The sequence below is a fragment of the Chryseobacterium artocarpi genome (assembly GCF_001684975.1).
GTDB lineage: Bacteria > Bacteroidota > Bacteroidia > Flavobacteriales > Weeksellaceae > Chryseobacterium > Chryseobacterium artocarpi.
On sequence record NZ_MAYH01000001.1, the window covers coordinates 76,238 to 99,242 of the forward strand.

Sequence of the window (23,005 nt, forward strand, 5' to 3'; positions counted from 1 at the left end):
AGGCTGAATAAAAAACAAGAAAGAGAAAAGGAGAGAATATATATGATACTGGAAACCGAAAGATTGATCCTGAGGCAGATCAATGAAAATCATACGGAAGATATTCTAAAAATCAGAAGCAATGAAGTAATCAACCGTTATGTGAAAAGAAACTCTCCCCAAACCAATTATGATGCTCTGGCATTTATCTTACACATTAAAAAGAAAACTCAGGATAAAGAAATTATTTTCTGGGGAATTTCATATAAAGACCATCCAAGACTTATCGGAACGATTTGCCTATGGAATTTTTCCCATGATAGAAAGACAGCTGAGGTTGGCTATGAGCTGCTTCCTGATTATCATAAAAAAGGAATCATGTCGGAAGCCTTCAGGAATGTTTTAACCTTTGGCTTTAATGACTTACAGTTACAGAAAATTTTAGCTTTTACCAATCCGTTTAATCAAGACTCTCAAACATTACTTGTCAAACATGGGTTTGTTTTGGACGAAAAAATGAAAGACAAGGAAATCCCGGACAATATTATTTTTAGTTTAAAAAATCCACTTTAAAGGAAATATTCTTGAATATTGACCGTTTCTTATGCTGATAAATTCAGAACATTAAAATTTAGTTAGATACAGAAATTTTTCAAAAAAAGAGTGAACAGGATTTATCTCGTGTATATTTTGTCTGTTATTTTCATTGAAGTCTTTCTTATTGATACTTCAAAAACCAAATTTTTAATCAATGCCGTTTTATTGCAATGCTTTTTTTATCCTAATTATTCTTTAGGAAATGTGTATTGGTCGTTAAGTACAGAATGGATCTGTTATCTGATATTCCTTTTTCTTCTTTTCAGTATCATTCGTTGCAAAATACGCTGGGAACTATTGATAATTATAGGTCTGATTCTAAGATTTACACACGGGCTTAATTCTCTGATAAGACCATATCTTCTTATCTTCTGGGAATAGGATTTGCCTTTTTGCCAAGGGAAAAAATGAGAGGGAATCTGATTATTTATATTACTGCAATTCTTTCGCTGTTATTGTTATAAATCGAAAAAAGACTCTTTTCTATTCCTTTATTATCAGCCATCATGATAAAACAATTATATGATGGATAAGAAAGTGTAATTAGGAAATTTTTGGGAAGTAATATATTATACATTATATCGTTCTGACAATAGAAATTGGTTTTCGTTTCCTCAGAGCTTTTGAATAGCTTTCTGTTGATAGGAATATCTATACTATTATCTTACTTTTCCTACATTCTGATTGAAAGAAAAGTGAAGATATTTAAAGTCTGAGTTATGCTTTTATTTTAATATTAATTACTTTTGCAGTATGACCTGGACAGAAATTTTAGCACCGATAAAGAGTACGGAATACTTTAAAACCCTTTGGGAAAAAGTAAAAAATGAATATGCAACTACAACGGTTTTTCCACCTAAAAATCAGATTTTCCGTGCGTTGGAACTTACATCATTTGAAGATGTTGAGGTTGTAATTATCGGGCAGGATCCTTACCATAATGATTACCAGGCAAATGGTTTGTGTTTTTCCGTTTCAGAACAGGTGACAGCACCACCATCACTTAAGAATATTTTTATTGAATTAAAAGATGACCTCGGTGTAGTAAGAACTTCCAAAGAACTTGATGATTGGGGAAAACAAGGCGTTCTTTTACTGAATGCAACACTTACAGTTCGTGCTCATTCACCAAACTCTCATAAAGATTTAGGTTGGGAAAAGTTTACGAACTATATTATTAAAGAAATTTCCGATAAAAAAGAAAATGTAGTCTTTGTATTGTGGGGCGCTTTTGCACAGAAAAAAGCCGAACTCATTGATCCGGCTAAGCATTTTATCATAAAATCGGCGCACCCGTCACCATTCTCTGTATATAGAGGTTTTTTCGGAAGCAAACCTTTTTCAAAAATTAACGAATATCTTACTTCAAAAGGTAAAAAGCCTATTTCGTGGTAGGGTTGGAAGGCGTTTCCATATTTTTGATACTGATTCCGATTTTATATTTTCCGGCTAAAGCACTTGTTCCGCCTTCGGCTTTTGGATAAGGTGTTACTTCTTCTAATGTAATCGTACGTCCATTGAAATCAGCAGACTGGTGATAGTTTTTTCCAGGATGATTCATCGTGGCAAGATATAGAACCATCGGTCGGGTAGAAGTTCCCATTACCTCTACCTGAGCTACTGCAACACCAGCCCAGATACAATTTACACCTTCAGGACATCTGCTATCCTCTGAAATTCCCTTAAAGGTAACATTCATATCAGATTCTCTGAGAAATTTATTTTCTCCCTCATTCAAATAAATGATGCCGTTCTTTTGATCAACTGTTTTAGTATTTGTTGATGTCTGGGTATTTTTAGTATCCGGTTTTGCTTTCTTTTGGGCATCGCATCCTGTTAATGCAAAAATTCCCAAGCTGAATATGATGGCTTTATGGAACATGATTTCTATTTTTTAGGTTAAATAATATCAAACATATTAAGAAGTACCACCAAAAACATTGCCACACCTACTACAAAGCTGAAACCGGTTCCATAAATAAACCCGATAAAAGCTCCTTTGGTAGACTGTAATGCCTTATTCATATCCTTGCTGTCATGGAGTAATTCACCAATGAAGACCCCGGCAAACATTCCGATCAGGAAACCTAAAGGTATAGGAATAAAGATCCCGACAATAGTTCCAATTACCGATCCTATGCTTCCCCAGCGCGTACCACCGTATTTTCTATTGGTTTTTGCAGGGATTACATAGCTTAATACAACAGAAGCTGCCGTAAGAATTCCAAATGCCCAGATATAGATCATCGGAAGATCTGCATCTGTCCCGAATTTATAGATCAAAAGCCCGCAAATACTGAGTAAAAGCCCAGGTAAGACAGGAAGGAAAGTTCCCAGTATTCCAACAAATAATAAAACAAGACAGAGAATATTAATAATAGTGTTATCCATTCTTTAAAATATAGACGAAGATAAGAAAAAAGTAAAATTATGAAAGGTTTTAAAATTTGGGATGAAAATTGATTGGGAATAGTAAATTCATCATTCTTAATTTTATAAATTTGCTGTAATGAAAGATGACCTTCAAGATACCAGGAACTATTTGCAGGAATTAAGCGAACAGTTGTACATTTATATCACACAGATTTCTCCTACCGGGCTGGATTGGGTGATTCATATCATTGTAAAGCTGGCGCTGCTTTGTGCTGTGTTTCTGATTGTAGATTTTCTATTGAAATTTGCCATCAATTTTGTTTTTCGTCTTTTTCATGATGAAACAAAATTTCCGATTCTTAAATCAATTTATCAGTCTAAGATCACCAATTCAGTTGCTCATTTTATAGCACTTACCATTGCAGGGGGAATACAGGGATCTATTTTTCCTGAAGGAGCTTTACCGAAAACAACCATTTTCATCATACGATGTATTAATCTGGGATTAGTAATGATTCTTGCCGGAATGCTTTACAGATCATTGTCTGCATTCAGGAATTATTTCTCCATCAAGCAGGATTTTTATAAGATAATGGCACTCAATGCCATCTCGGAAACCGTAAAGATTTTAGGAATCTTTGTATTTTCCGTTGTAGGGCTTTGTGTAATCTTCGGGATCAAAGGTACTACGATTGTAGGAAGTCTTGGGGCAATAACAGCTGTTTTGGTACTTGTTTTCAGAGATACTATTCTGGGATTTGTCACGGGTATTCACGTCGCTACTTCTAAGAATCTTAAAGTAGGAGACTGGATAAGTATTCCTAAATACAGCATAGAAGGAAATATTACAGAAATAAGCCTTCTGACCACAAAAATCACCAATTTTGATAAAACAGTTTCTACCATTCCTACCTATGATTTCCTGACAACAGAGATTAAAAATATGCAGGTAATGTCTGAATCCAATAACAGAAGAATTAAGAAATCTATTTACTTTAATATCAATTCTTTTAAGTTTCTTACCGAAGAAGATATTGAACGTTTAAAAGAGATTAATCTTATTGCAGATTATCTTGAACAGAAAAGGATAGAAATAAGAAGAGAAAAAGAAAGCCTGAGTAATAATGAGAAAACGATTAACGGAAGACAACTAACGAACATTGGTGTCTTCAGGTATTATGCACAGAAATATATAGAAAATGATCCTGATGTAGAGAAAAATGCCACAAGAATGGTTCGTCAGCTGGAAATTACCCCGCAAGGACTTCCTCTTGAAATCTATTGTTTTGCCAATGATTCCAAATGGGAACATTTTGAACAGATTCAGGCAGATATTTTTGATCATTTGCTGGTAGCTTCAAAAGAATTTGAGCTTCAAGTGATGCAGGTAAGTGTAAAAGTATAAAAAGAGAAAGGTAATACTTGCTCAAAAAATAAATTCAACTTAAGTGATAATGGAATTAGAACATCAAAAAAGAAGTAACAAGTCTGGATTAACTCCCGGCTTCCAGGTTCTAACTTTCTTTATCTAATATCTAAATAAAAACATGACAAAACTAAGCGTAAACATCAATAAGATTGCAACCTTAAGAAATGCAAGAGGGGGTGAAACACCAAGTGTGACAGAAGCAGCTATCAAAATTCAGGAATTTGGAGGACAGGGAATTACTATTCACCCAAGACCGGATGAAAGACATATCACAAGAAAAGACGTTTATGATCTGAAACCGTTAGTTACTACTGAATTTAATATTGAAGGAAATCCGCATCAGTCTTTTATTGATATGGTTTTAGAAGTGAAACCTGAGCAGGTAACCTTAGTTCCTGATGCAGATGATGCTATTACGTCAAATGCCGGTTGGGATACCAAAAAACATTTGGATTACCTTACAGAAATTGTTGCTGAATTCAAGAATGCAGGAATCCGTACCTCAATTTTTCTTGATCCGATGCCGGAATTGGTAGAATATGCAGCAAAAACAGGAACAGACAGAATTGAGCTGTACACAGAAGCATATGCAAAAAATTATCTTTCCAATAAAGAACAGGCGATAAAACCTTACTATGATACAGCTGTTGTCGCAAATGAATTCGGATTAGGAATCAATGCAGGACATGATCTAAGCTTAGAAAATCTAAAATATTTTGCAGATAATATTCCTAATCTGTTGGAAGTATCTATCGGTCATGCCTTGGTCTCTGAAGCCCTATATATGGGATTAGAAAATACAGTTCAGTCTTATTTGAAGAGATTGGCAAATTGGTAATTTTCACATGTAACATTTAAAATATGGAAATCTTAAACTCAAAAATATTTGGCGAAGAATCTACAGCTACGCCGCTTTTAGTTTTTCACGGATTGTTTGGAATGCTTGACAATTGGGGAAGCTTTGGAAAAGACCTTGGAGAATATCTTCCGGTACATCTGATTGATCTTAGAAATCATGGAAGAAGCTTTCATTCAGATGATATGTCTCACGATGATCTGGCGGATGATATTGCACGTTATATGGATCATTATGGTATTCAGAAGGCACATGTTTTAGGACATTCTTTAGGGGGAAAGGCAGTAATGCAGTTTGCTATAAAATATCCTGAGAAAGTAGAGAAATTAATCGTTGTTGATATTTCACCAAAAGCATACCCTCCACATCATCAGGGGATTATTAAAGCTTTGGAAACAGTAGATTTTAATAGTGTTGCATCAAGAAACGATGTGGAAGCTGTTTTAAATCAATATATTCCGGAGAAATCTACGATACAGTTTTTAACCAAGAACCTTTATTGGGATGATAACAAAAAGCTGAACTGGAGGTTTAACCTTAAAACCTTAGCAGAAAAATATACTGAATTCGTTTCCAATGCTGTAAAATTCGGAGTATTCAATGGTGAAACGCTGTTTATAGCTGGATCAAAATCCAATTATATTTTGCCACAGGATGAATTTGGAATAAAACAGCAGTTCCCTAAAGCAAAAATTGTTACTGTACAAAATGCCGGACATTGGGTTCAGGCTGAAAATCCAGTTGATTTCGCTAATGTTGTTAAAGAGTTTCTTGGTTTAAATTAATTATTTACGCTTTATTTTATGTAAATGTTAAAATTTTCTTAAAATGTGAAAATATTTCTCCATAAGTTGAAAATTGTGTATTTTAGATTATCAAAAAATCAAAGATATTTACTTATGGAAAACAAAAATTCAAAAAAGAAGCCGTTTTTCGCTACATTTCTTGAAAAACAAATTAAAGATCCTGAAACTGTAAAAGGAGGAACTGATATCATTACTATTCCGGAAAGAGACGTTATTACAAAACCTAGCGTAGATACTGTAACCTCTCCATCAACAGATCTGGAACATACTATGAAGTATCCTTCTGACGGTGATGATGATGCTATTTTATTGTAAAATGGACAATTTATAGTAACATATTAACAAAATTGTAATAATAAGGAAACTTAAACTATTTAAGTTTCCTTTTTTAATAGAAACCGGCAAATGATTCTCTGTATCACCCACTCGCAGGATTTTTATACTATAGATCTTTTCTTTGAATATCTTTCATCCAAAAACATTCCTTACTTCAGGCTGAATTCAGATCGGCTGAATCATTTTCAGAAAATAAATGTTGATGAAAACTCATTTGAGATCATTGACGAATCCGGTAATAAGCTTCATTCTGATGATATTAAAGGAGTATGGAATAGAAAAGCATGGAAGATAAGCACTCCTGAAGAACTGGATCAGGATTATGAAAATATTTTTCTGAATGAATATACCAGTCTTCGTTATAATCTCATCACTGTTCTTGAAGATATTCCATGGATCAATCCTTATGAAAATGAACGAAAGGTTGATCGGAATAAAATGCTTCAGCTGAAAATTGCCCGGAAAAATAATCTTACCATTCCGAAAACCGTTTTTTCCAATGATGATCAGAAAATAATGAATTTTTTTCACCAGTATTGTTCAGGAAAAGCTATCGCAAAGCTTCACAATGTAACAGCCAAAACAATGAGTGGAGAAAGTCTTGTTTCTACTATGATCATTGAAGAAGAAACCCTTGAGCATCTCTCTGGAGTTACTTATTGTCCCATGATTTTTCAACCTTATATTGAAAAAGAATATGAGCTGCGTATCATGTATGTAGACGGAGAATTCTTTACAGGTAAAATTAACAACAGTGAAAATGCAGACTGGAGAGTTAGTCAGGACGGTTATTTTTGGCTGGCTTATGAATTACCTGACAATATCAAAGAAAATCTAACTTCCATGATGAAAGAAATGGGACTTTATATGGGTGCCATTGATATGATAAAAGGAAAAAATGGAGAATACTATTTTCTGGAAGTCAATCCACAGGGAGAGTGGGGCATGCTGCAAAAAGAGCTGGGATTTCCGATTGCAGAAAGAATCGCCGATAACCTTATAAACCGAATCAATTTCCATGAATAAAATTTTAATTATAACCCATACAGCAGACAATTTTTCAATTGAAAAAGTAACAGAATATATTGATAAGAATAACTGCGAGGTCATTCGTTTTGATGTAGATTTATATCCTTTACAAAATAAACTTTCAACGGTTTTTCAGGACGGACAATGGATAAGCTTTCTTGAAACTTCCGAAAAAAAGTATCGTCTGGATGATATCTCTGCGGTTTGGTACCGTAGAGCTTACAATATTGGAAAAGATTTGAAAGAAGAATTAGACCCAAAATTCTTTGGTGCAGCAATGGGAGAAATCCGAAATACATTGTTTGGCTTCCTTGAATCTGTGGATGCTTATGCATTAGGAAAACCAAGCGTTTACAGAAGACTGGACAGTAAAGAAGAGCAATTGAAGATTGCCAATAAAATAGGACTTACCATTCCGGAAACATGTCTTACCAATAATCCTGAAGATGCAAGAAAATTTATTTTAAAACATAAAAATGTTGTTGCGAAGATGCAGACAGGATTTGCGATCTATGAAGATGGGGTGGAAAATGTTGTATTTACCAATGTTGTTCATGAAGATAAGCTTGAAGAATTGGATTCGCTTCTGTATTGTCCGATGCAGTTTCAGAAAATGATTGAAAAGAAAAAAGAACTTAGAATAACTGTTGTTGGCAGAGATGTTTACGCCTTTGAAGTAGATTCCCAGCAATTTGAAGATGCTAAAGTGGATTGGAGGAAAGACGGCGTTAATCTTATCGATAAATGGACAAGGACAGAGCTTCCGAAGGATGTTGAAGAAAAACTATTGGATCTTCTTGATGTTTACAATGTAGATTACGGAGCTATTGACATGATTGTTTCTCCTGAGGACGAATATTATTTTATTGAGATCAATGCTGCGGGAGAATTTTTCTGGTTGGATAATCTTACAGAAGGAAATCTTATCTCTAAAAGTATTGCAGACCTTCTTTGTGATAAAGCTCCCAGAAGAAATAATATGGTTTTAGCTTAAATAAAATATTCTTTTAATATCAGGTCCTGGAGGTTCTTTCAGGACTTTTTGTTTTCAAAAAGATTTGAGATATTCGGGAAAGCGAAGATTTTATAAAACTCAGCTGTTCTTTTTATTCATTCATCTTTTAACTTAAATGGTGAAGGAGAAAGGTATTTTTTGTCTTTAAAATAAAAACCATTCTGTTTTCAATTCAAGTTTTATCGTTTTCAGAATGATAATATTGGTTAAATAAACTTGAATTTTGCTTTAAAAATCGCAAATTTGCAAAAGCAGTTTTTCAATGGAACTTTTGCAGGAACCTGAAGAATTGCCGGATAGAAAATATTGTCATATTTTAGTCAGCAATCAAGTAAAATAATTAATGGTTTTTGTAACGGGTGCAACCGGAATTCTGGGAAGAATAATAGTGCTGGAACTTCTGAAAAGAGGTAAAAATGTACGCGCTTCCAAAAGACCGGGCAGCAATTTAAACGAAGTAAGGCATTCATACAGCTTTTATACAGATAGTCCGGATGATTTTTTCAATAAAATTGAATGGGTGAATGTTGATTTCGATGATTTAAATTCATTGAATGATGCATTAAAAGGAGTGGATGAGGTTTATCATTGTGCCGCAAAAGTAAGTTTTCATCCCAAGGATGAGAAAGAAATGTATCATACCAATATTAATGGTACAGAGAATTTATTATTTGCCTGTGAGGGATCAGACGTTAAAAAGTTCCTTCATGTAAGTTCTGTTGCCGTTTTAGATAACTTTAGTGAAAAAGGAGAGCTGGACGAAGAGTCTGATTTTAACCCAAAACTAGAACATTCAGCGTATGCTATTTCGAAACATTTATCTGAGATGGAAGCATGGAGAGCTTCTGCAGAAGGTTTAAATGTGGTGATCATCAATCCCGGAATGATCATAGGAAGCGGAAACTGGACCCAAAGCAGCGGTGAACTTTTTTCAACTTTTGAAGACAACAGCTTCACATTTGCTGGTGGTTCTGCTTATGTAGATGTAAGAGATGTTGCAAAAACAGCCATCGAATTGATGGAAAATAATATTTTTGGAGAAAGATTTATTATTGTTTCCGAAAATAACAAATATGCTGATTTGGCAAGACAGATAAGAACCAGATTAGGTCTTAAAGAAGCAAGAATTCTAACGAGGTCTCAATTAAATATCGGAAAACTAGCCAATACCCTTTTAGGATGGCTGATTCCAAAACTGAGAATGGCGACAGAATCAAATATTGAAGCTATCTCTTCATTCAACACCATTTCCAATCACAAAGTCAAGGAAAGACTGAACTATCAGTTTATTCCAACAAAAGAAAGTATAGACTTTCACCTGAACAATTATATTAACGACAAAAAGCTGAAGAAATGAATCTTGCAGAGGCAATAATCCTTAAAAACGTAGAAAAACACCCTATAAAAGCGGCAATCGGTTTTAAAAAGAAAGATGAAGCCTGGAAAGAACTGAGCTGGAAAAAATTTGGTGAAATTATCTTTAAAACAGCCAATGCATTACAAGCTGCAGGAGTTCAGGAAAATGATAAAGTAGCAATTTATTCAGATAACTCTTCTGAATGGGTGATTGTGGATTTGGCGGCAATGGCAATTGGAGCTATTACAGTTCCTATCTATTCTACCAACAATGCTGAACAGGCGGAATATATTATAAATGATTCAGGAGCAAAGGCAATTCTGGTGGGAAATCAGATGCAGTATGATGCTTGTCTGGAAATATTACATAAAGAAGAAAATAATCTTGAAACCATTATTGTTTCTAAAAAAGCAGTATGGATCAAGAAAGAATTCAATAGCTTTTATCTTGAGGACTTTATTGCAAAATCTTCCCCCAAACTGGAAATTTGTAAAAGAGAGTACGATGATACAGCAACCTTGATTTATACTTCAGGAACCACTGGAACTCCAAAAGGAGTAATGCTTACCCATGGGAATTTTATCAAGGCATTTGATTCTCACTTTGAATTTTTTAAATTTAAAAACTTTGAAGAAGAACTTTCACTGGCTTTCTTACCATTAAGCCACGTCTTTGAAAGAAGCTGGAGTTTACTGTGTCTATATGGTGGAGCAAGAGTGTATTTCCTTGAAGATCCAAAGAATGTAGCAAAAGCATTAGAAGAAGTAAAGCCTACAGCTATGTGTGCCGTGCCGAGATTCTTCCAGAAAGTATATGCCGGAGTATTGGAAAAAGCTGAAGAAGGTTCATCATTAAAGAAAAAAATCTTTGATTGGGCATTAAAAACCGGATGGGAAACTGCCGAATTAAGAAGAAATGAAAAGCCAATTCCTTTTGGATTAAAATTCAAACAATCTATCGCGGATACTTTGGTTTTCAGTAAAATTAAAAATAAAATGGGTGGGAGATTATGGTTCTTACCTTGTGGAGGAGCTTCGTTATCTCCTGAAGTGACGAAATTTTTCGAGTCTGTGGGAATCCACGTAACTGTTGGATATGGATTGACTGAAACGACAGCTACTTTGACACTTTTCCCTCTGACACATTTTGAGCATGCTACCAGTGGAAAACCATTACCGGGTGTAGAGATCAGAATCGGAGAAAGTGATGAAATTCAGGCAAGAGGAAACGGAATTATGAAGGGGTATTATAACAGACCTGAAGAAACTCAGAAAGTATTTACAGAAGACGGCTGGTTCAAAACAGGTGATGCTGGAAAGCTGGATGATAAAGGAAATCTGATCATCACAGACAGACTGAAAGATCTGATGAAAACCTCCAACGGAAAGTACATCGCTCCGCAGCAGATTGAAAATCTTCTGACTAATAATAATTTTATCCAGCAAATCATGTTAGTAGCAGAAGGAAGACAGTTTGTTTCTGCATTAGTTGTTCCGAATTTTGAGTTTTTACAGGATTATATTAAGAAAAATAATATTCCTTTCACCAATTGGGAAGATGCTGTAAAAAATGAAAAGATCATCCACTTTTATAAAGAAAAGGTTAAAGAACTTCAAGTCCATCTTGCCGATTATGAGAAAGTGAAGAAATTTACACTGATGCCGGCAGAATTTGACATCAATACAGGCGAAATCACTCCTACATTGAAAGTGAAAAGAAATGTAGTTCTTAAAAAATATGCAGATATTATCGAGAAGATGTATTAAATGACTTGAAAATCACAAAGGCAAAAGTTTTAAACACTTAAAAGCTGGTCGGTCAAGTCTCAATCACTTAAATTAAACTATGACAACACAATTTATAGGAAAAGAAAATTTCACCATTCATACACAGACAGTTTCAGAAAGTTGTCCGTCTAATATTGCTTTGATTAAATATTGGGGGAAATATGCCAATCAGATCCCTGCAAACCCAAGTATCAGCTATACTTTGAATCATTGTAAAACCAATACAACTATGGAATTTATGGCAAATGAACCATTTTCTGTTCAGACTTTTCTGGCAGGAAATGAAGAAGTGAAGTTTGCTGAAAAAATCGAAAAGTATTTTAGAAATATTGAGCAATATCTTCCATGGATTTTGAAAGGGAAATACGTCATCAGAACAGAAAATACATTTCCTCACAGTTCGGGAATTGCAAGCTCAGCTTCAGGCTTTGGAGCTATTGCAAAATGTCTGATGGCATTGGATGAAGAGTTTTCAGGAAAAATTTCAGAAGAAGAATCTTTGAAAAAAGCTTCATTTCTGGCAAGATTAGGAAGCGGAAGTGCATGCAGAAGTTTATACAACGGGCTTGTTGTTTGGGGAGAAACCGAAGAAGTAGAAGGAAGTTCAGATCTGTTTGCTGTACAATATCCTGATACTGAAATTCATGATATATTTAAAAACTTCAACGATTGGGTTTTACTGATCCATGAGGGACAGAAAAGTGTTTCTTCAACGGTAGGACATGGTTTAATGAATACAAATCCTTATGCTGAAAGAAGATTTCAGGAGGCAAGAGAGAATTTCGTTCCAATGAAGAAAATTTTAAAGAAAGGTGATATGGAAAGCTTCATTACATTGGTAGAACATGAAGCGCTTACTCTTCATGCAATGATGATGATGAGTGATCCTGCATTTATCCTGATGAAGACCGGAACTCTTGAGGTTATTAATAAAATCTGGGATTTCAGAAAAGAAACCGGTTTACCATTATTCTTTACGCTGGATGCCGGTGCTAACGTACACTTACTATTTCCAAGCAACGGTTCAGAAGAAAAGATAAAGACATTTATTGAAAGAGAATTATTGCCGCACACTCAGAAGAATGGGGTAGTGAAGGATGTGATGAGGTTTTAAAGACAAATATAATAATCAATAGAAGTGGGTTTTAGCCCACTTTTTTTATTATTTATAAACCCAAATTTTATTTTGTCATTCCGTGGGAATCTAGAGTTCGTAAATAGTTTGATCCCTTAGTTTTTAAAATGGTTTAGATTCCTACGGAATGACAAAGTGTATGTTTTTATTTTTGAGAAATTACAAAAAATAGGTTTTAACTATATAAAAAACAAAAAATATCATCTAACGATCTAAGATCTGAGCCCCAAGCCGTATTTTGTCATTCCGTAGGAATCTCGACAAATAAGATAACAGCTTAAAAATCTATGTATATGTAACATAAAATGGATAAGGTACTATTATTTTTTCCTTATTTTTATTTTATAAATCAACCCCATGAATAAAATCTCAGCAATTCTCTTCGTATTCAGTAGCTTCTGCTTTGCACAACAGAATCAGGATATTGAAAAGCCTGTCCGGAATCTGTTTATTGGTATGAAAAATGCTGATCCCGTACTTCTTAAAAGTGTTTTTACAGAAAATGCAATTATGCAGACCATTACAAAAGACGGTATGGTGAAAAGTGATAGTGTCCAGGATTTTATTTTATCTATCTCTAAGTTTTCTGCAGGGGATTTGGAGGAGAAGATAATAATAGACGCTATTCATACTGATGGAAATCTGGCAAGCGTTTTTACACCATATTCTTTTTATCTGAAAGGAAAGTTTTCACATTGTGGGGCTAATAGCTTTCAGCTGGTTAAACAGAATGATGAATGGAAAATACAATATATTATTGATACCAGAAGAAAAGAAAACTGTAAAGAAATTAAATAATAAGAAAGAAAAAAATATAAAATGAAGATTCATCATATAGCGATTATCTGCTCAGATTATAAAGTATCAAAGCAATTCTATACAGAGATTTTAAATTTAAATATCATCCGTGAGGTGTACCGTGAAGAAAGGCAGTCTTATAAGCTGGATCTGGCGATTGGAGATCATTACGTTATTGAATTATTTTCATTTCCAGATCCTCCCAAAAGACCTTCCCGTCCGGAAGCGTGCGGTTTAAGACATCTGGCTTTCTCCGTTGAGAATGTAACAGAAAAAAGAAACGAATTGATAGAAAAAGGACTGACTTGTGAAGAAATCAGAATTGATGAATTCACTGGAAAAGAATTTTTCTTTACCCAGGATCCGGATCAGCTACCGCTAGAGTTTTATGAAATGTAAATTAATGTGCGTAGCCTGCAAAGAAGCTCACCGCCATGATAGCAAGAACAATTGAAGAAATGACTACATACACGTAGTCTTTTTCTTTTAAATAGCCAATTAAAGCGAAAATAATTCTCATCAAAGGGGTGAAAATCAACAACAGAATTCCCAATTGAATGATCGCAACACCTTCTCCTTTGCATAAAGAATCCCAAAACTGACCCCAAACTTTCTCAGAAGAAGTACCTACCACAAGACTTGAATATTTCTCAGGCATTACAAAACCTTCTGTGAACAATTTGATAAAACCTATCAGCGATGTTGCTACAGATAGAATAACGCCTAATCTCAAAAGATTTCCTACGGAGCGGTTCAGATCAACGTCTGTAAAATTCTTTTTCATTATCTGAAGCTTTTGTTGATACCGTTATACATCATGTAAATGGAAAGAATGGTAATAACGATTGCAAAAAATACTTTTAGTTTTTTGGTCTTTGATACCATCAGGGTTTTTGATCCTATGAAACTTCCTATTACAACCCCAATCAATACAGGAGCTACAATTACCGGAATGATTTCACCTCTCTGAAAATAAATCAGAGCACTTGCCACGGCAGTAACCCCAATCATAAAATTGCTGGTTGTAGTAGAAACTTTGAAAGGCAGTTTCATCATATTATCCATTGCCAATACTTTCAACGCTCCGGAACCTATTCCTAAAAGCCCGGACATTGCTCCGGCAAACATCATCATAAAGAATCCGGGAACGGTATTTCTTGCAGAATAATGTTTTAAAACTCCTTTATCAGGAAATGTTCCGTATAATTTTAATTTTTCCTCTAAACTTCCTTTGATCAAGGGTTCCTGGTGGTCAGGTTTTCCTTTAAGATTTAAAACAACGGTCAGAAGAAGGATACTTGCGAAAATAATTCCGATTGTATTTGGATTAAGCATTCCTGAAACCAGGGCACCTACAATGGCACCGGCTGTGGTTGCTATTTCAAGAAACATCCCGACTCTCATATTGGTAAAACCTTCTTTTACGAAAGCTACAGCAGCACCGGAAGAAGTTCCGATTACAGAGATAAGAGAAGCGCCGATGGCATAATGCATTGGAACGCCAAAACCTAGCGTTAATAAAGGAATAATGATAACTCCCCCTCCCAGCCCTGTAAGTGAGCCTAAAAGACCCGCAGAAATAGCGCCAAAGAAGAGTATGATGATTTCTGACATACTACAATTAATGCTACAAATATAAAATTATTGTAGTAGTCTGCCAAACATTTGAAAAAGATAAATTTAACGTATTTTTGTATGCATGAAAAGTGAAATGAAACTATTTTATGTCATCCTTGGGGCAACCCCTAAAGGACGTAATATTGAACAGCACGATGTGTTTTTCGGGATTGCAGAAAGTCTAAAAGACTTGGTACCTGATATGAAAGACTTCTGGAAAGAGGCAGAAGGTAAGATCCATTTGGACTGTCATCAGGAAGTGAGATTTGCTGACGGGTATGAAGTGAAGATCGTTGAAAAAGGAGAGGCAGTATCTGAAAATCAGTTGTTTTTCCTTAATTTGGGCGGATATAAACCCGGTTTTTTTGAAGAGTTCCATGAGCAGCATTTAATGGTGGGGCAATCAATGGGTGAAATTGTAAAGAGAGCAAAAGCTACGGATTTTTATCAGACGATGGGATTTGAAGGAGCTGTAAGCCATATTGATGATAAACATGGAGTAGATATTGATGATATCTTCAATGTGAGTGATATTCTTCCGGCTGCCATGAAAGAGAAATATTCTATCATCCTTACAAAATCTGATGCTGAAAATCAGAAGAATCCAATGGGATTAGGATATTTAAAAATTGATAAAATTCAATAAGCGTAAATCTAATAAAAATAAAAAATGAAAATAGGAATTCTGGGAGGCGGACAGCTGGGAAGAATGTTGATACAAAGTGCGTTGAAGTATGATGATGAGTTTTATACTCTGGATCCGGCTTCTGATGCACCATGCCATAATATCTCATATTTTACGCAGGGAAATTTCAATGATTATGAAACCGTTCTGAACTTTGGAAAAGATAAAGACGTTGTAACCATTGAAATAGAACACGTAAATGCTGATGCATTGGCAGAACTGGAAAAACAGGGAATCAGAGTGGTTCCGAATGCCAATATTATTAAAACTATTCAACAGAAAATTCTTCAGAAGGAATTTTATAAAGCACACAATATTCCAAGCCCGGAATTCCAGGTGGTTTGGAATAGTGATGAAAAGATCATCATGCCTTTGCCATTCGTTCAGAAAATGAATACCGGCGGATATGACGGAAAAGGGGTTCAGGTTATTAAAACAGAAGACGATTTCCAGAATCTATGGAAAGAAGCATCTGTGATCGAAAACATGGTCGATATTGACAAAGAACTTTCTGTAATAGTGGCAAGAAATGAAAAAGGGGAAACCAATACTTTTCCTGTAACAGAAATGGTTGCCGATCCTAAATTGAATTTATTGGATTTCAATGTGTGTCCGGTTTTGTTAACAGAAGATGTTCAGGAGCAAATCGATGCAATTACAGAGAAGTTTTTGAACGCAGTAAATTCTCCGGGACTTTTTGCCATTGAATTATTCCTTGATAAAGAAGGAAAAGTTTGGGTGAATGAAACAGCACCAAGATTACATAATTCAGGGCATCAAACTCAGGAAGGAAATACCAATTCACAATTTGAACAGATGTACCGTGTGGTAAAGAATCTTCCTTTAGCAGATACGGATGCCATTACTTACAGTGGAATGCTGAATCTGGTAGGAGCAGAAGGCTACTCCGGAAAGGTAGTGTACGAAGGAATGGAAGATGTTCTTAAATTACCGGAAACTTATGTTCACCTATACGGAAAAACAGAAACCAAGCCTGGAAGAAAAATGGGGCACATCAATGTTCTTGCAGATTGCAGAGAAGAGTTGATGGAAAAGCTTGTGAAAGTGAAGGGGATGGTAAGAGTAATTTCAGAATAACTGAATTAAAATATATAAAATAGCTGTAGTGTTTTCTACAGCTATTTTTGTTTTTCTATTTTTCTCAGATTCCAAAATTATCTGCTGAATTTGCTCAATCAGTGAGAGACATTTTTAAAATGGAATTTCCAATATTCTCTTTTTATACTCACCTTTTTCAATAATGAAAAGTCCTGTATAAGTTCCTGCACCCTCAGAATTCAGCATGGAAATGTATAAAATATCATTGATGCGGTCATAATAACAAGTTGTATTTTTATTATCAACCTGAAACAGATTTTCAATCTCTTTGGTTGGAATTTGAACTGTTTTGTTGCCAATTTGCGCCGTGATAGAAAGATAATGTGTCTTAGGAATAGTTCCGTCTAATCCCCAAACCTGTTGTTCTTTATAATAATCCCCATTCAGCGTTGAGGTGAAGTCTTTTTCATTTTCCTTAAAATTAAATTTTCCGGAAGTGATATTTACTTTAATATTTCCTGATTTAAAAATTGCTTTGTTGGCATCACGAACCGTTGGCGGAACAGATTCATACGATTTTATATATTTCAGTCTTGAATTATGAACATACCCATTGCTTACATTAGCCCAATTCTTATTGTCAGGCTCAAATATATAGACAATCTCATCCGAATTAAGCTTTCCGATGATTTTACTGTTTGCATCTGCATTTTCCCTTACGTTTACATAGCCGTCTTTATCTACAATTTTTGCAAACTGAGCAAATGATAATTGTACACTTAAAGCTGATACTAAAAGGAATATCTTCTTTGTTTTCAATGAATTTTAATTTTAAACAAAATTAGACTTATTATTTGAAAGTTGAAAGTTGAAAGTTGGAAGCTGGAGGCTGGAAGTTACTTAAAGGCAAATAACTTCCAGCTTCTTTTCTTCCTTACTTAAATATCTTCTGAATCACATTTCCAATCTCCATGAAATCTCCGTGATTACCTACAGAACGTATTTCAGGGCTGTTTTTATCATATTCGGAGAATGGGAATATTAACAGGTAATTATTATCACTCAGATGTCTGTTTAGCATTTCAGGGATAAGTCTCATTCTAGGAATATAAGACTGCATTCCACGTTTTGCCATAAAAATGATAAGCGCTTCATCATCTTTCAGCTGAGTTGCTGTTCTTTCACCATCCTGCCATGTATTCATGATGATGAATTCTGCTTCTATATTGGCTTTTTTAATAATCTTCTGAAGGATATCCAAAATATTTTCAGGAGCATAAAACACAATGGTTGCACCTGAATTTCTGGCAATATTCCAAACTCTTAAAAGGGCATGGAAGAATCCTGCTTCCTTATGTGCATTTTCAGGAATCATCACCGCATATCTTTTAATAGTTGAAAGAGGTTGTGCAGCATGATATACCAATACGTTTACATCATCATTCTGAAGATAACCATTGTAAAGATTATATACAAAAGAAGGAGAGAACCCTTTTTCATCCTCCAGTCCGATGATAAGATCAGTGACTTTCTGTTCTTTAATCACATTATTAACTCCATTGATGACGTCATTGTCGTATCTTTTGAGAGCTTGTAATTTCACATCTGCCGCTGCTGCGGTGTCTGCTGCCTGGTGTAGTAATTTTTCAGCATTCTTTACTGAAGACTCATTTTTATCTTCATTGATGACATTTAAAGCAAATAAATCTTCCGTATTGGAGTGGGCTTTGATCAGAATTCCAAGATTCACCATTCTTTCAACGGTTTCTTCGTGATTGATTGCGAGTAAGATATTTTCCTCTTCATGGCTGTTTCCGGAAACGGTATCTTCATTATCACTTTCAGCAATTTTTTGAGCACTAGCCATAGAGATGAAAGATGAAATGGTACATGAAATAAGGATCAATAGAATACTTCCGTTCAGTACATGTTCGTTTAATAATCTTACAGGTTCTCCCGTTTCAGTTTCAGAAAGGATAATGTTATAACCTACCATTACAGAAGCAAGTGTTGCTGCCGCAGACGCAGAACTTAATCCGAAGATCAGTTTTCCTTCTTCTTTAGTAAGCCTGAAGGTTTTTTGAGTAGCAATTGCAGAAAGATATTTTCCTCCGATAGAAGCTACAAGCATGATTCCGGCAACCTCAAGAGTTTCCCAGCTTTTGAAAAACACTTTGAAATCAATCAACATTCCCACACTGATCAGGAAGAAAGGAATAAAGATGGCGTTTCCTACAAATTCTACTCTGTTCATCAGAGAAGAGGTATGAGGGATAAGTCTGTTTAAAGCAAGTCCTGCAAAGAAAGCCCCGATGATAGCTTCTACACCTGCAAGCTCAGCAAGCATTGCTGCAAGATAAATCATCACCAGTACAAAAATATATTGGGAGATTTTATCATCAACTCTTTTAAAGAACCAACGTCCTATAATTGGGAAAACAATAAGTACAATCAATGCAAAAACAATAAATGATACGGATAATTTAACCCAAAATTCTGTTCCCACATCTCCCTGAGACATTCCTACAATCACGGCAAGTACCAATAAGGCAAGAATATCTGTAATCATGGTACCTCCAACCGTAATATTGACGGCTTTATTTTTCGCAATTCCCAATTTACTTACCAATGGATAGGCGATAAGAGTATGAGAAGAGAAAAGACTCGCAAATAATATGGAAGTCAACATAGAGAAATGAAGCAGGTAATACCCACCCAGATATCCTAATACAAACGGGACAATAAATGTATAAAGCCCGAAGGTGAGACTTTTCCATTTGTTTTTCTTGAAATCTCCCATATCAATTTCCAGCCCGGCGAGAAACATGATATATAAAAGTCCTGTAGTTCCCGTCACTACAATACTGCTGTCTCTTGACAAAACATTAAATCCGTTAGGACCAATGATGGCACCCGCGATGATAAGCCCGAGCAAGTGGGGAACTTTAATTTTATTTAGTAATAAAGGAGCTGCAAGGATGATGACGAGTACCAATAGGAACTTCAGCACCGGATCTTCTATAGGAAGACTCAGATTGTGTATACTCAGTAAAATCATATGTGTTTATTTTGTGGAACGTACTAATTCAACAGAGAACTTAGCTGTGCAGCCGTCAGAAGTGATAGTTCTGGTTCCCTTGATTTTGTTGTCAGAGATATCATTAAGAAGAACACTCATTTCGACATTCTTTTTAGCAGTAGAATCTGTTTTGAAAGAAAGCTTGATCTCATTATTTTCAAACTTGCCAGAATAAAGTCTTACCAGATTATTGTTGTTTATGATCTTGGTAATAGGTTGTGTAGAATCATTATCGAATTCCCAAAGGTCTGTACGCTGATCACCTACTGCATAATCGCTGCAATTGGATTCTGTACAGATTACTTTTCCGTTCCAGGCTCCGGAAATCTCAGCAGGCCATACCGCTACTTTTACCGAATCTTTTTTGGTGAAAATGCTGTCTCTCATTTTTAGGAGCGACTGATATTCAGATTCTTTCTTAGCAAATATTTTTTCCTTTTCTAATAATTGTTTTTCTCTGTCCGTCAGGTTCTTCTCCTTTTCCTTATAATCACAGCTTACCAAAAGAACTGAAGCTGCAAGAAGGATAAAAAATGTGTTTTTAAGCATAGTGTATAGGTTGAGTATACAATATAAGAAAAAAATAAAAATAAGGCAAATTAACCTCTGATGAACTTCATAGAACTGCAGATTTTAGCCACTAATGCACGAATAAATACCACAATCCGAAACAATTATCTGTTTAATAATTTGATATTTTTTAACCACATAAACATGCTAATGCAGTGAAAATTATTTATCCGTGGTACTAAATAAGCAGTATACAATTTTATCGTAGATAAAATCTTTGCGTCTTAAAAAATTATGCAAGGAATTTTATTTGCGCCTTTGCGTAATCCAATATTAAATTATGCAACCTTTTGCCTCTTGAACATTTCCGGTTTGTAATTAATGATAAAAACACCACAAATAATGAGTGCCGTCGCAATAATAAACTTAAAAGAAATCTGTTCATCCATAATCAGCCAACCCAGAAAAATAGCAATGATCGTATTGATATAAGCTAATATGGAAACTTGTACCGGAGAAATCTTAGTGAGCGCATAGTGGAAAGCAAAAAAGGCAGCTACCGATCCAAAAATAGAAAGATACAACATTGCCGAAATACTTTTCAATGTCCAGTTTCCAAAATTATAATTTTCAGAAAACAGAAAAGCAAAGATGATCTGAACAATCCCTGCAAATAAGAACTGATAAAACAGGTTTAAGGTAATATTACCACTCTGAATATTCAGCTTTTTGGTGAAAATGGTTCCTGAAGCCCACCCTGAAATGGCACAGAAAAGGAAAAGCATTCCGGTTCTGTAATCTGGGTTTGCAAGGTCTTTAAGCCCATCCCAGAAAACGAAAAGGACACCGCTGAAACATATCAGAACTCCTGCCATAGCGCGAAGACTGAATTTTTGTAAACCAATAGCAAGACTTCCGAGAAATACCAGAATAGGGGCACAGGCACTGATAAGTGATGCAAGACTGCTTGATACACTTTCTTCAGCTACAGTTACCATTCCATTGGCTATGATCAGCATCAGTGAAGAAAAGATAATCTGATATTTAAGATTTTTCCAGCCGATCCATTTGAACTCTTTTCTGGAAAGAAGTACGAAAAGCATTATGATTGAAGCAAAAAGCTGACGAATTCCGGCAACAAACCATGCAGGAATAGTTTCTACGGCAATACGGATGGCTAAAAATGTGGTTCCCCATACAATAGCAACAGTAAGGACGGCAAAAATAAGTTTATAATCTTTCAAGGGAAAAAAGTAGTGTAACGTGCAAATTTACCTGTTTAAAATTAAATGCTATGGATGCAGTTGCTTTATTTTTTACAGGTACAGATTTTGGAAAAAGTGAATTTTTATACTGTTATTAAAAATGTGGTTGATTATTTAAATCTATTGTTGGTTTTTGATTTGTATTTTAAAATTTAATTTTAAATTTTAACTGCAGTTTTAAATTTTTTATCTTTGAACATCTAATAAAAATTGAAGATGGTAGGTATTATTATGGGCAGTCAGAGTGATCTGCCGATCATGGAACAGGCTGCGAATTTCCTTAAAAGCCTTGAAATTCCATATGAATTGACTGTAGTTTCAGCACACAGAACACCGGAAAGAATGTTCGACTATGCAAAAACGGCTCAGGAAAGAGGGCTTAAAGTAATTATTGCAGGAGCTGGAGGAGCTGCACACCTTCCGGGAATGGTAGCGAGCTGTACAACGCTTCCAGTAATTGGTGTACCGATTTTATCAAGTAATTCTATTGACGGATGGGATTCTGTTTTGTCTATTCTTCAGATGCCGGGTGGAATACCTGTGGCGACAGTAGCTTTAAACGGAGCCTTGAATGCCGGAATTTTAGCAGCAAAAATTTTAGGAAGTGGTAACGAAGAGGTTGCAGAAAAACTTCAGCAATACCAGGATTCTTTGAAAGATAAAGTTTTAAGAACAGTGGATGATATTAAAAACCAACATCCTAATCATTTTGATAAATAGTTTTCAACTTAAATAAAAAAGCTCCGGTTTTCGGAGCTTTTTTATTTATCTTATTCCTGAAGCATATTGTCTCTAGTATTTTTCTGGACTGCAATAGCGCCGAAAAGAGCCAAAAGGAAGGCAAATGCATAAAATCCTTTTTCACTCGGAAGTATGGTAGCGTTCCAAAGCCCGATGGCAAGTAATACGATGGAAGATAAGGTGGCAAACCAGCAAATTCCATAGTAAATATCAGTTACCTGAATGTTTTCTAATTTATCACGGACAGCTTTCTGTAAAGAAACAACTGCAAATAAACCGTATAATAAGATGGTAAAATAATAGCCTTTTTCATTTAATTGCATTTCTGCTCTTGCAAGACCCACAATGTAACCAATCATTCCTGCTCCCAACGCGACCCATGATGCTGCAACGAATGCATTCGATACTCTTTGTTTTTTCATGTATTAATGTTTTGTTTAAAAAGCTAAATATATTCATTTTTTGCTAATTTCACTATAATGCTGAAAAAATATGGGTAAAATACGGATTGGAATAAAAAATAAAATTATTTTTTGATAGATTTCGGCTAAA

25 protein-coding genes are annotated in these 23,005 nt (G+C 35.0%); 16 read left to right on the forward strand and 9 right to left on the reverse strand.

The window, feature by feature from the left end; translation table 11 throughout:
• The first annotated feature begins 42 nt into the window (after positions 1-42).
• Both BBI01_RS00355 and BBI01_RS00360 read left to right on the forward strand, forming a co-directional pair.
• Positions 43-552: a GNAT family N-acetyltransferase gene (locus tag BBI01_RS00355; protein ID WP_083189969.1), complete on the forward strand. Its 510-nt coding sequence runs from the start codon at positions 43-45 to the stop codon at positions 550-552.
• Between the two features lie 777 nt (positions 553-1,329).
• On the forward strand, positions 1,330-1,971 hold the full coding sequence (locus BBI01_RS00360; RefSeq protein ID WP_065392709.1) for a uracil-DNA glycosylase: 642 nt from the start codon (positions 1,330-1,332) through the stop codon (positions 1,969-1,971).
• Here the strand turns inward: BBI01_RS00360 and BBI01_RS00365 are convergent.
• A complete protein-coding gene (locus BBI01_RS00365) occupies positions 1,958-2,458 on the reverse strand; it encodes a hypothetical protein (protein ID WP_065392710.1) in 501 nt (166 codons plus the stop codon). The two genes, BBI01_RS00360 and BBI01_RS00365, sit on opposite strands and share 14 nt — an antisense overlap.
• A 17-nt stretch (positions 2,459-2,475) precedes the next feature.
• Positions 2,476-2,967, reverse strand: a complete 492-nt coding sequence (locus tag BBI01_RS00370; RefSeq protein WP_065392711.1) for a DUF456 domain-containing protein — start codon at positions 2,965-2,967, stop codon at positions 2,476-2,478.
• Positions 2,968-3,085: 118 nt separating this feature from the next.
• Here BBI01_RS00370 and BBI01_RS00375 point away from each other — a divergent pair, with 118 nt between their 5' ends.
• The 11 genes from BBI01_RS00375 (at position 3,086) to gloA2 (ending at position 13,896) form a co-directional block, all read left to right on the forward strand.
• The gene (locus BBI01_RS00375) at positions 3,086-4,354 is read left to right on the forward strand and encodes a mechanosensitive ion channel family protein (RefSeq protein ID WP_065392712.1); all 1,269 of its coding nucleotides are present in this window, start codon (positions 3,086-3,088) and stop codon (positions 4,352-4,354) included.
• A 142-nt stretch (positions 4,355-4,496) separates the two neighbouring features.
• Positions 4,497-5,216, forward strand: coding sequence for a pyridoxine 5'-phosphate synthase (locus tag BBI01_RS00380; RefSeq protein ID WP_065392713.1), 720 nt, complete (start codon positions 4,497-4,499; stop codon positions 5,214-5,216).
• Positions 5,217-5,239: 23 nt separating this feature from the next.
• Positions 5,240-6,019, forward strand: coding sequence for an alpha/beta fold hydrolase (locus BBI01_RS00385; RefSeq protein WP_065392714.1), 780 nt, complete (start codon positions 5,240-5,242; stop codon positions 6,017-6,019).
• Between the two features lie 114 nt (positions 6,020-6,133).
• Positions 6,134-6,355 carry a microviridin/marinostatin family tricyclic proteinase inhibitor gene (locus BBI01_RS00390; RefSeq protein WP_065392715.1) on the forward strand — a complete coding sequence of 74 codons (222 nt, stop codon included), beginning with the start codon at positions 6,134-6,136 and terminating at the stop codon, positions 6,353-6,355.
• Between the two features lie 90 nt (positions 6,356-6,445).
• A complete protein-coding gene (locus tag BBI01_RS00395) occupies positions 6,446-7,402 on the forward strand; it encodes an MvdC/MvdD family ATP grasp protein (RefSeq protein WP_065392716.1) in 957 nt (318 codons plus the stop codon).
• On the forward strand, positions 7,395-8,399 hold the full coding sequence (locus BBI01_RS00400) for an MvdD family ATP-grasp ribosomal peptide maturase (protein ID WP_065392717.1): 1,005 nt from the start codon (positions 7,395-7,397) through the stop codon (positions 8,397-8,399). Before BBI01_RS00395 ends, BBI01_RS00400 begins: the two co-directional genes overlap by 8 nt.
• A gap of 364 nt (positions 8,400-8,763) precedes the next feature.
• Positions 8,764-9,777: an NAD-dependent epimerase/dehydratase family protein gene (locus BBI01_RS00405; protein WP_065392718.1), complete on the forward strand. Its 1,014-nt coding sequence runs from the start codon at positions 8,764-8,766 to the stop codon at positions 9,775-9,777.
• Positions 9,774-11,543: an AMP-dependent synthetase/ligase gene (locus BBI01_RS00410; protein WP_065392719.1), complete on the forward strand. Its 1,770-nt coding sequence runs from the start codon at positions 9,774-9,776 to the stop codon at positions 11,541-11,543. Before BBI01_RS00405 ends, BBI01_RS00410 begins: the two co-directional genes overlap by 4 nt.
• 79 nt (positions 11,544-11,622) lie before the next feature.
• Positions 11,623-12,678 carry a diphosphomevalonate decarboxylase gene (locus BBI01_RS00415; protein WP_065392720.1) on the forward strand — a complete coding sequence of 352 codons (1,056 nt, stop codon included), beginning with the start codon at positions 11,623-11,625 and terminating at the stop codon, positions 12,676-12,678.
• Positions 12,679-13,056: 378 nt separating this feature from the next.
• Positions 13,057-13,497 (forward strand): nuclear transport factor 2 family protein, encoded by a 441-nt coding sequence (locus BBI01_RS00420; protein WP_065392721.1) that lies wholly within the window; start codon positions 13,057-13,059, stop codon positions 13,495-13,497.
• 21 nt (positions 13,498-13,518) lie between these two features.
• A complete protein-coding gene (gene gloA2, locus BBI01_RS00425) occupies positions 13,519-13,896 on the forward strand; it encodes an SMU1112c/YaeR family gloxylase I-like metalloprotein (protein WP_065392722.1) in 378 nt (125 codons plus the stop codon).
• A gap of 1 nt (position 13,897) precedes the next feature.
• On the opposite strand, the gene BBI01_RS00430 is transcribed toward gloA2, so the two are convergent.
• Both BBI01_RS00430 and BBI01_RS00435 read right to left on the reverse strand, forming a co-directional pair.
• The gene (locus BBI01_RS00430; protein ID WP_065392723.1) at positions 13,898-14,281 is read right to left on the reverse strand and encodes a DUF1634 domain-containing protein; all 384 of its coding nucleotides are present in this window, start codon (positions 14,279-14,281) and stop codon (positions 13,898-13,900) included.
• Complete coding sequence (locus tag BBI01_RS00435; protein ID WP_065392724.1) at positions 14,281-15,111, reverse strand: sulfite exporter TauE/SafE family protein; 831 nt, start codon at positions 15,109-15,111, stop codon at positions 14,281-14,283. Before BBI01_RS00435 ends, BBI01_RS00430 begins: the two co-directional genes overlap by 1 nt.
• A gap of 97 nt (positions 15,112-15,208) precedes the next feature.
• On the opposite strand from BBI01_RS00435, the gene BBI01_RS00440 reads away from it, so the two are divergent.
• Together BBI01_RS00440 and BBI01_RS00445 are read left to right on the forward strand one after the other, a co-directional pair.
• Positions 15,209-15,760 (forward strand): DUF1543 domain-containing protein, encoded by a 552-nt coding sequence (locus BBI01_RS00440; protein WP_065393316.1) that lies wholly within the window; start codon positions 15,209-15,211, stop codon positions 15,758-15,760.
• A gap of 24 nt (positions 15,761-15,784) precedes the next feature.
• Positions 15,785-16,897 carry a 5-(carboxyamino)imidazole ribonucleotide synthase gene (locus tag BBI01_RS00445; protein ID WP_065392725.1) on the forward strand — a complete coding sequence of 371 codons (1,113 nt, stop codon included), beginning with the start codon at positions 15,785-15,787 and terminating at the stop codon, positions 16,895-16,897.
• 114 nt (positions 16,898-17,011) lie between these two features.
• Here the strand turns inward: BBI01_RS00445 and BBI01_RS00450 are convergent, their stop codons facing one another.
• From BBI01_RS00450 to BBI01_RS00465, 4 genes are all read right to left on the reverse strand, one after another.
• Complete coding sequence (locus BBI01_RS00450; RefSeq protein WP_065392726.1) at positions 17,012-17,677, reverse strand: SH3 domain-containing protein; 666 nt, start codon at positions 17,675-17,677, stop codon at positions 17,012-17,014.
• A gap of 115 nt (positions 17,678-17,792) precedes the next feature.
• Positions 17,793-19,916, reverse strand: coding sequence for a cation:proton antiporter (locus BBI01_RS00455; RefSeq protein ID WP_065392727.1), 2,124 nt, complete (start codon positions 19,914-19,916; stop codon positions 17,793-17,795).
• 6 nt (positions 19,917-19,922) lie between these two features.
• Complete coding sequence (locus BBI01_RS00460) at positions 19,923-20,486, reverse strand: hypothetical protein (RefSeq protein WP_065392728.1); 564 nt, start codon at positions 20,484-20,486, stop codon at positions 19,923-19,925.
• A gap of 299 nt (positions 20,487-20,785) precedes the next feature.
• A complete protein-coding gene (locus BBI01_RS00465; RefSeq protein WP_065392729.1) occupies positions 20,786-21,691 on the reverse strand; it encodes a DMT family transporter in 906 nt (301 codons plus the stop codon).
• Positions 21,692-21,928: 237 nt separating this feature from the next.
• Between BBI01_RS00465 and purE the strand changes: the two genes are divergently transcribed.
• Positions 21,929-22,432: a 5-(carboxyamino)imidazole ribonucleotide mutase gene (gene purE, locus BBI01_RS00470; RefSeq protein ID WP_065392730.1), complete on the forward strand. Its 504-nt coding sequence runs from the start codon at positions 21,929-21,931 to the stop codon at positions 22,430-22,432.
• A 50-nt stretch (positions 22,433-22,482) separates the two neighbouring features.
• On the opposite strand, the gene yiaA is transcribed toward purE, so the two are convergent.
• Positions 22,483-22,875: an inner membrane protein YiaA gene (gene yiaA / locus BBI01_RS00475; protein WP_065392731.1), complete on the reverse strand. Its 393-nt coding sequence runs from the start codon at positions 22,873-22,875 to the stop codon at positions 22,483-22,485.
• Positions 22,876-23,005 lie beyond the last annotated feature (130 nt).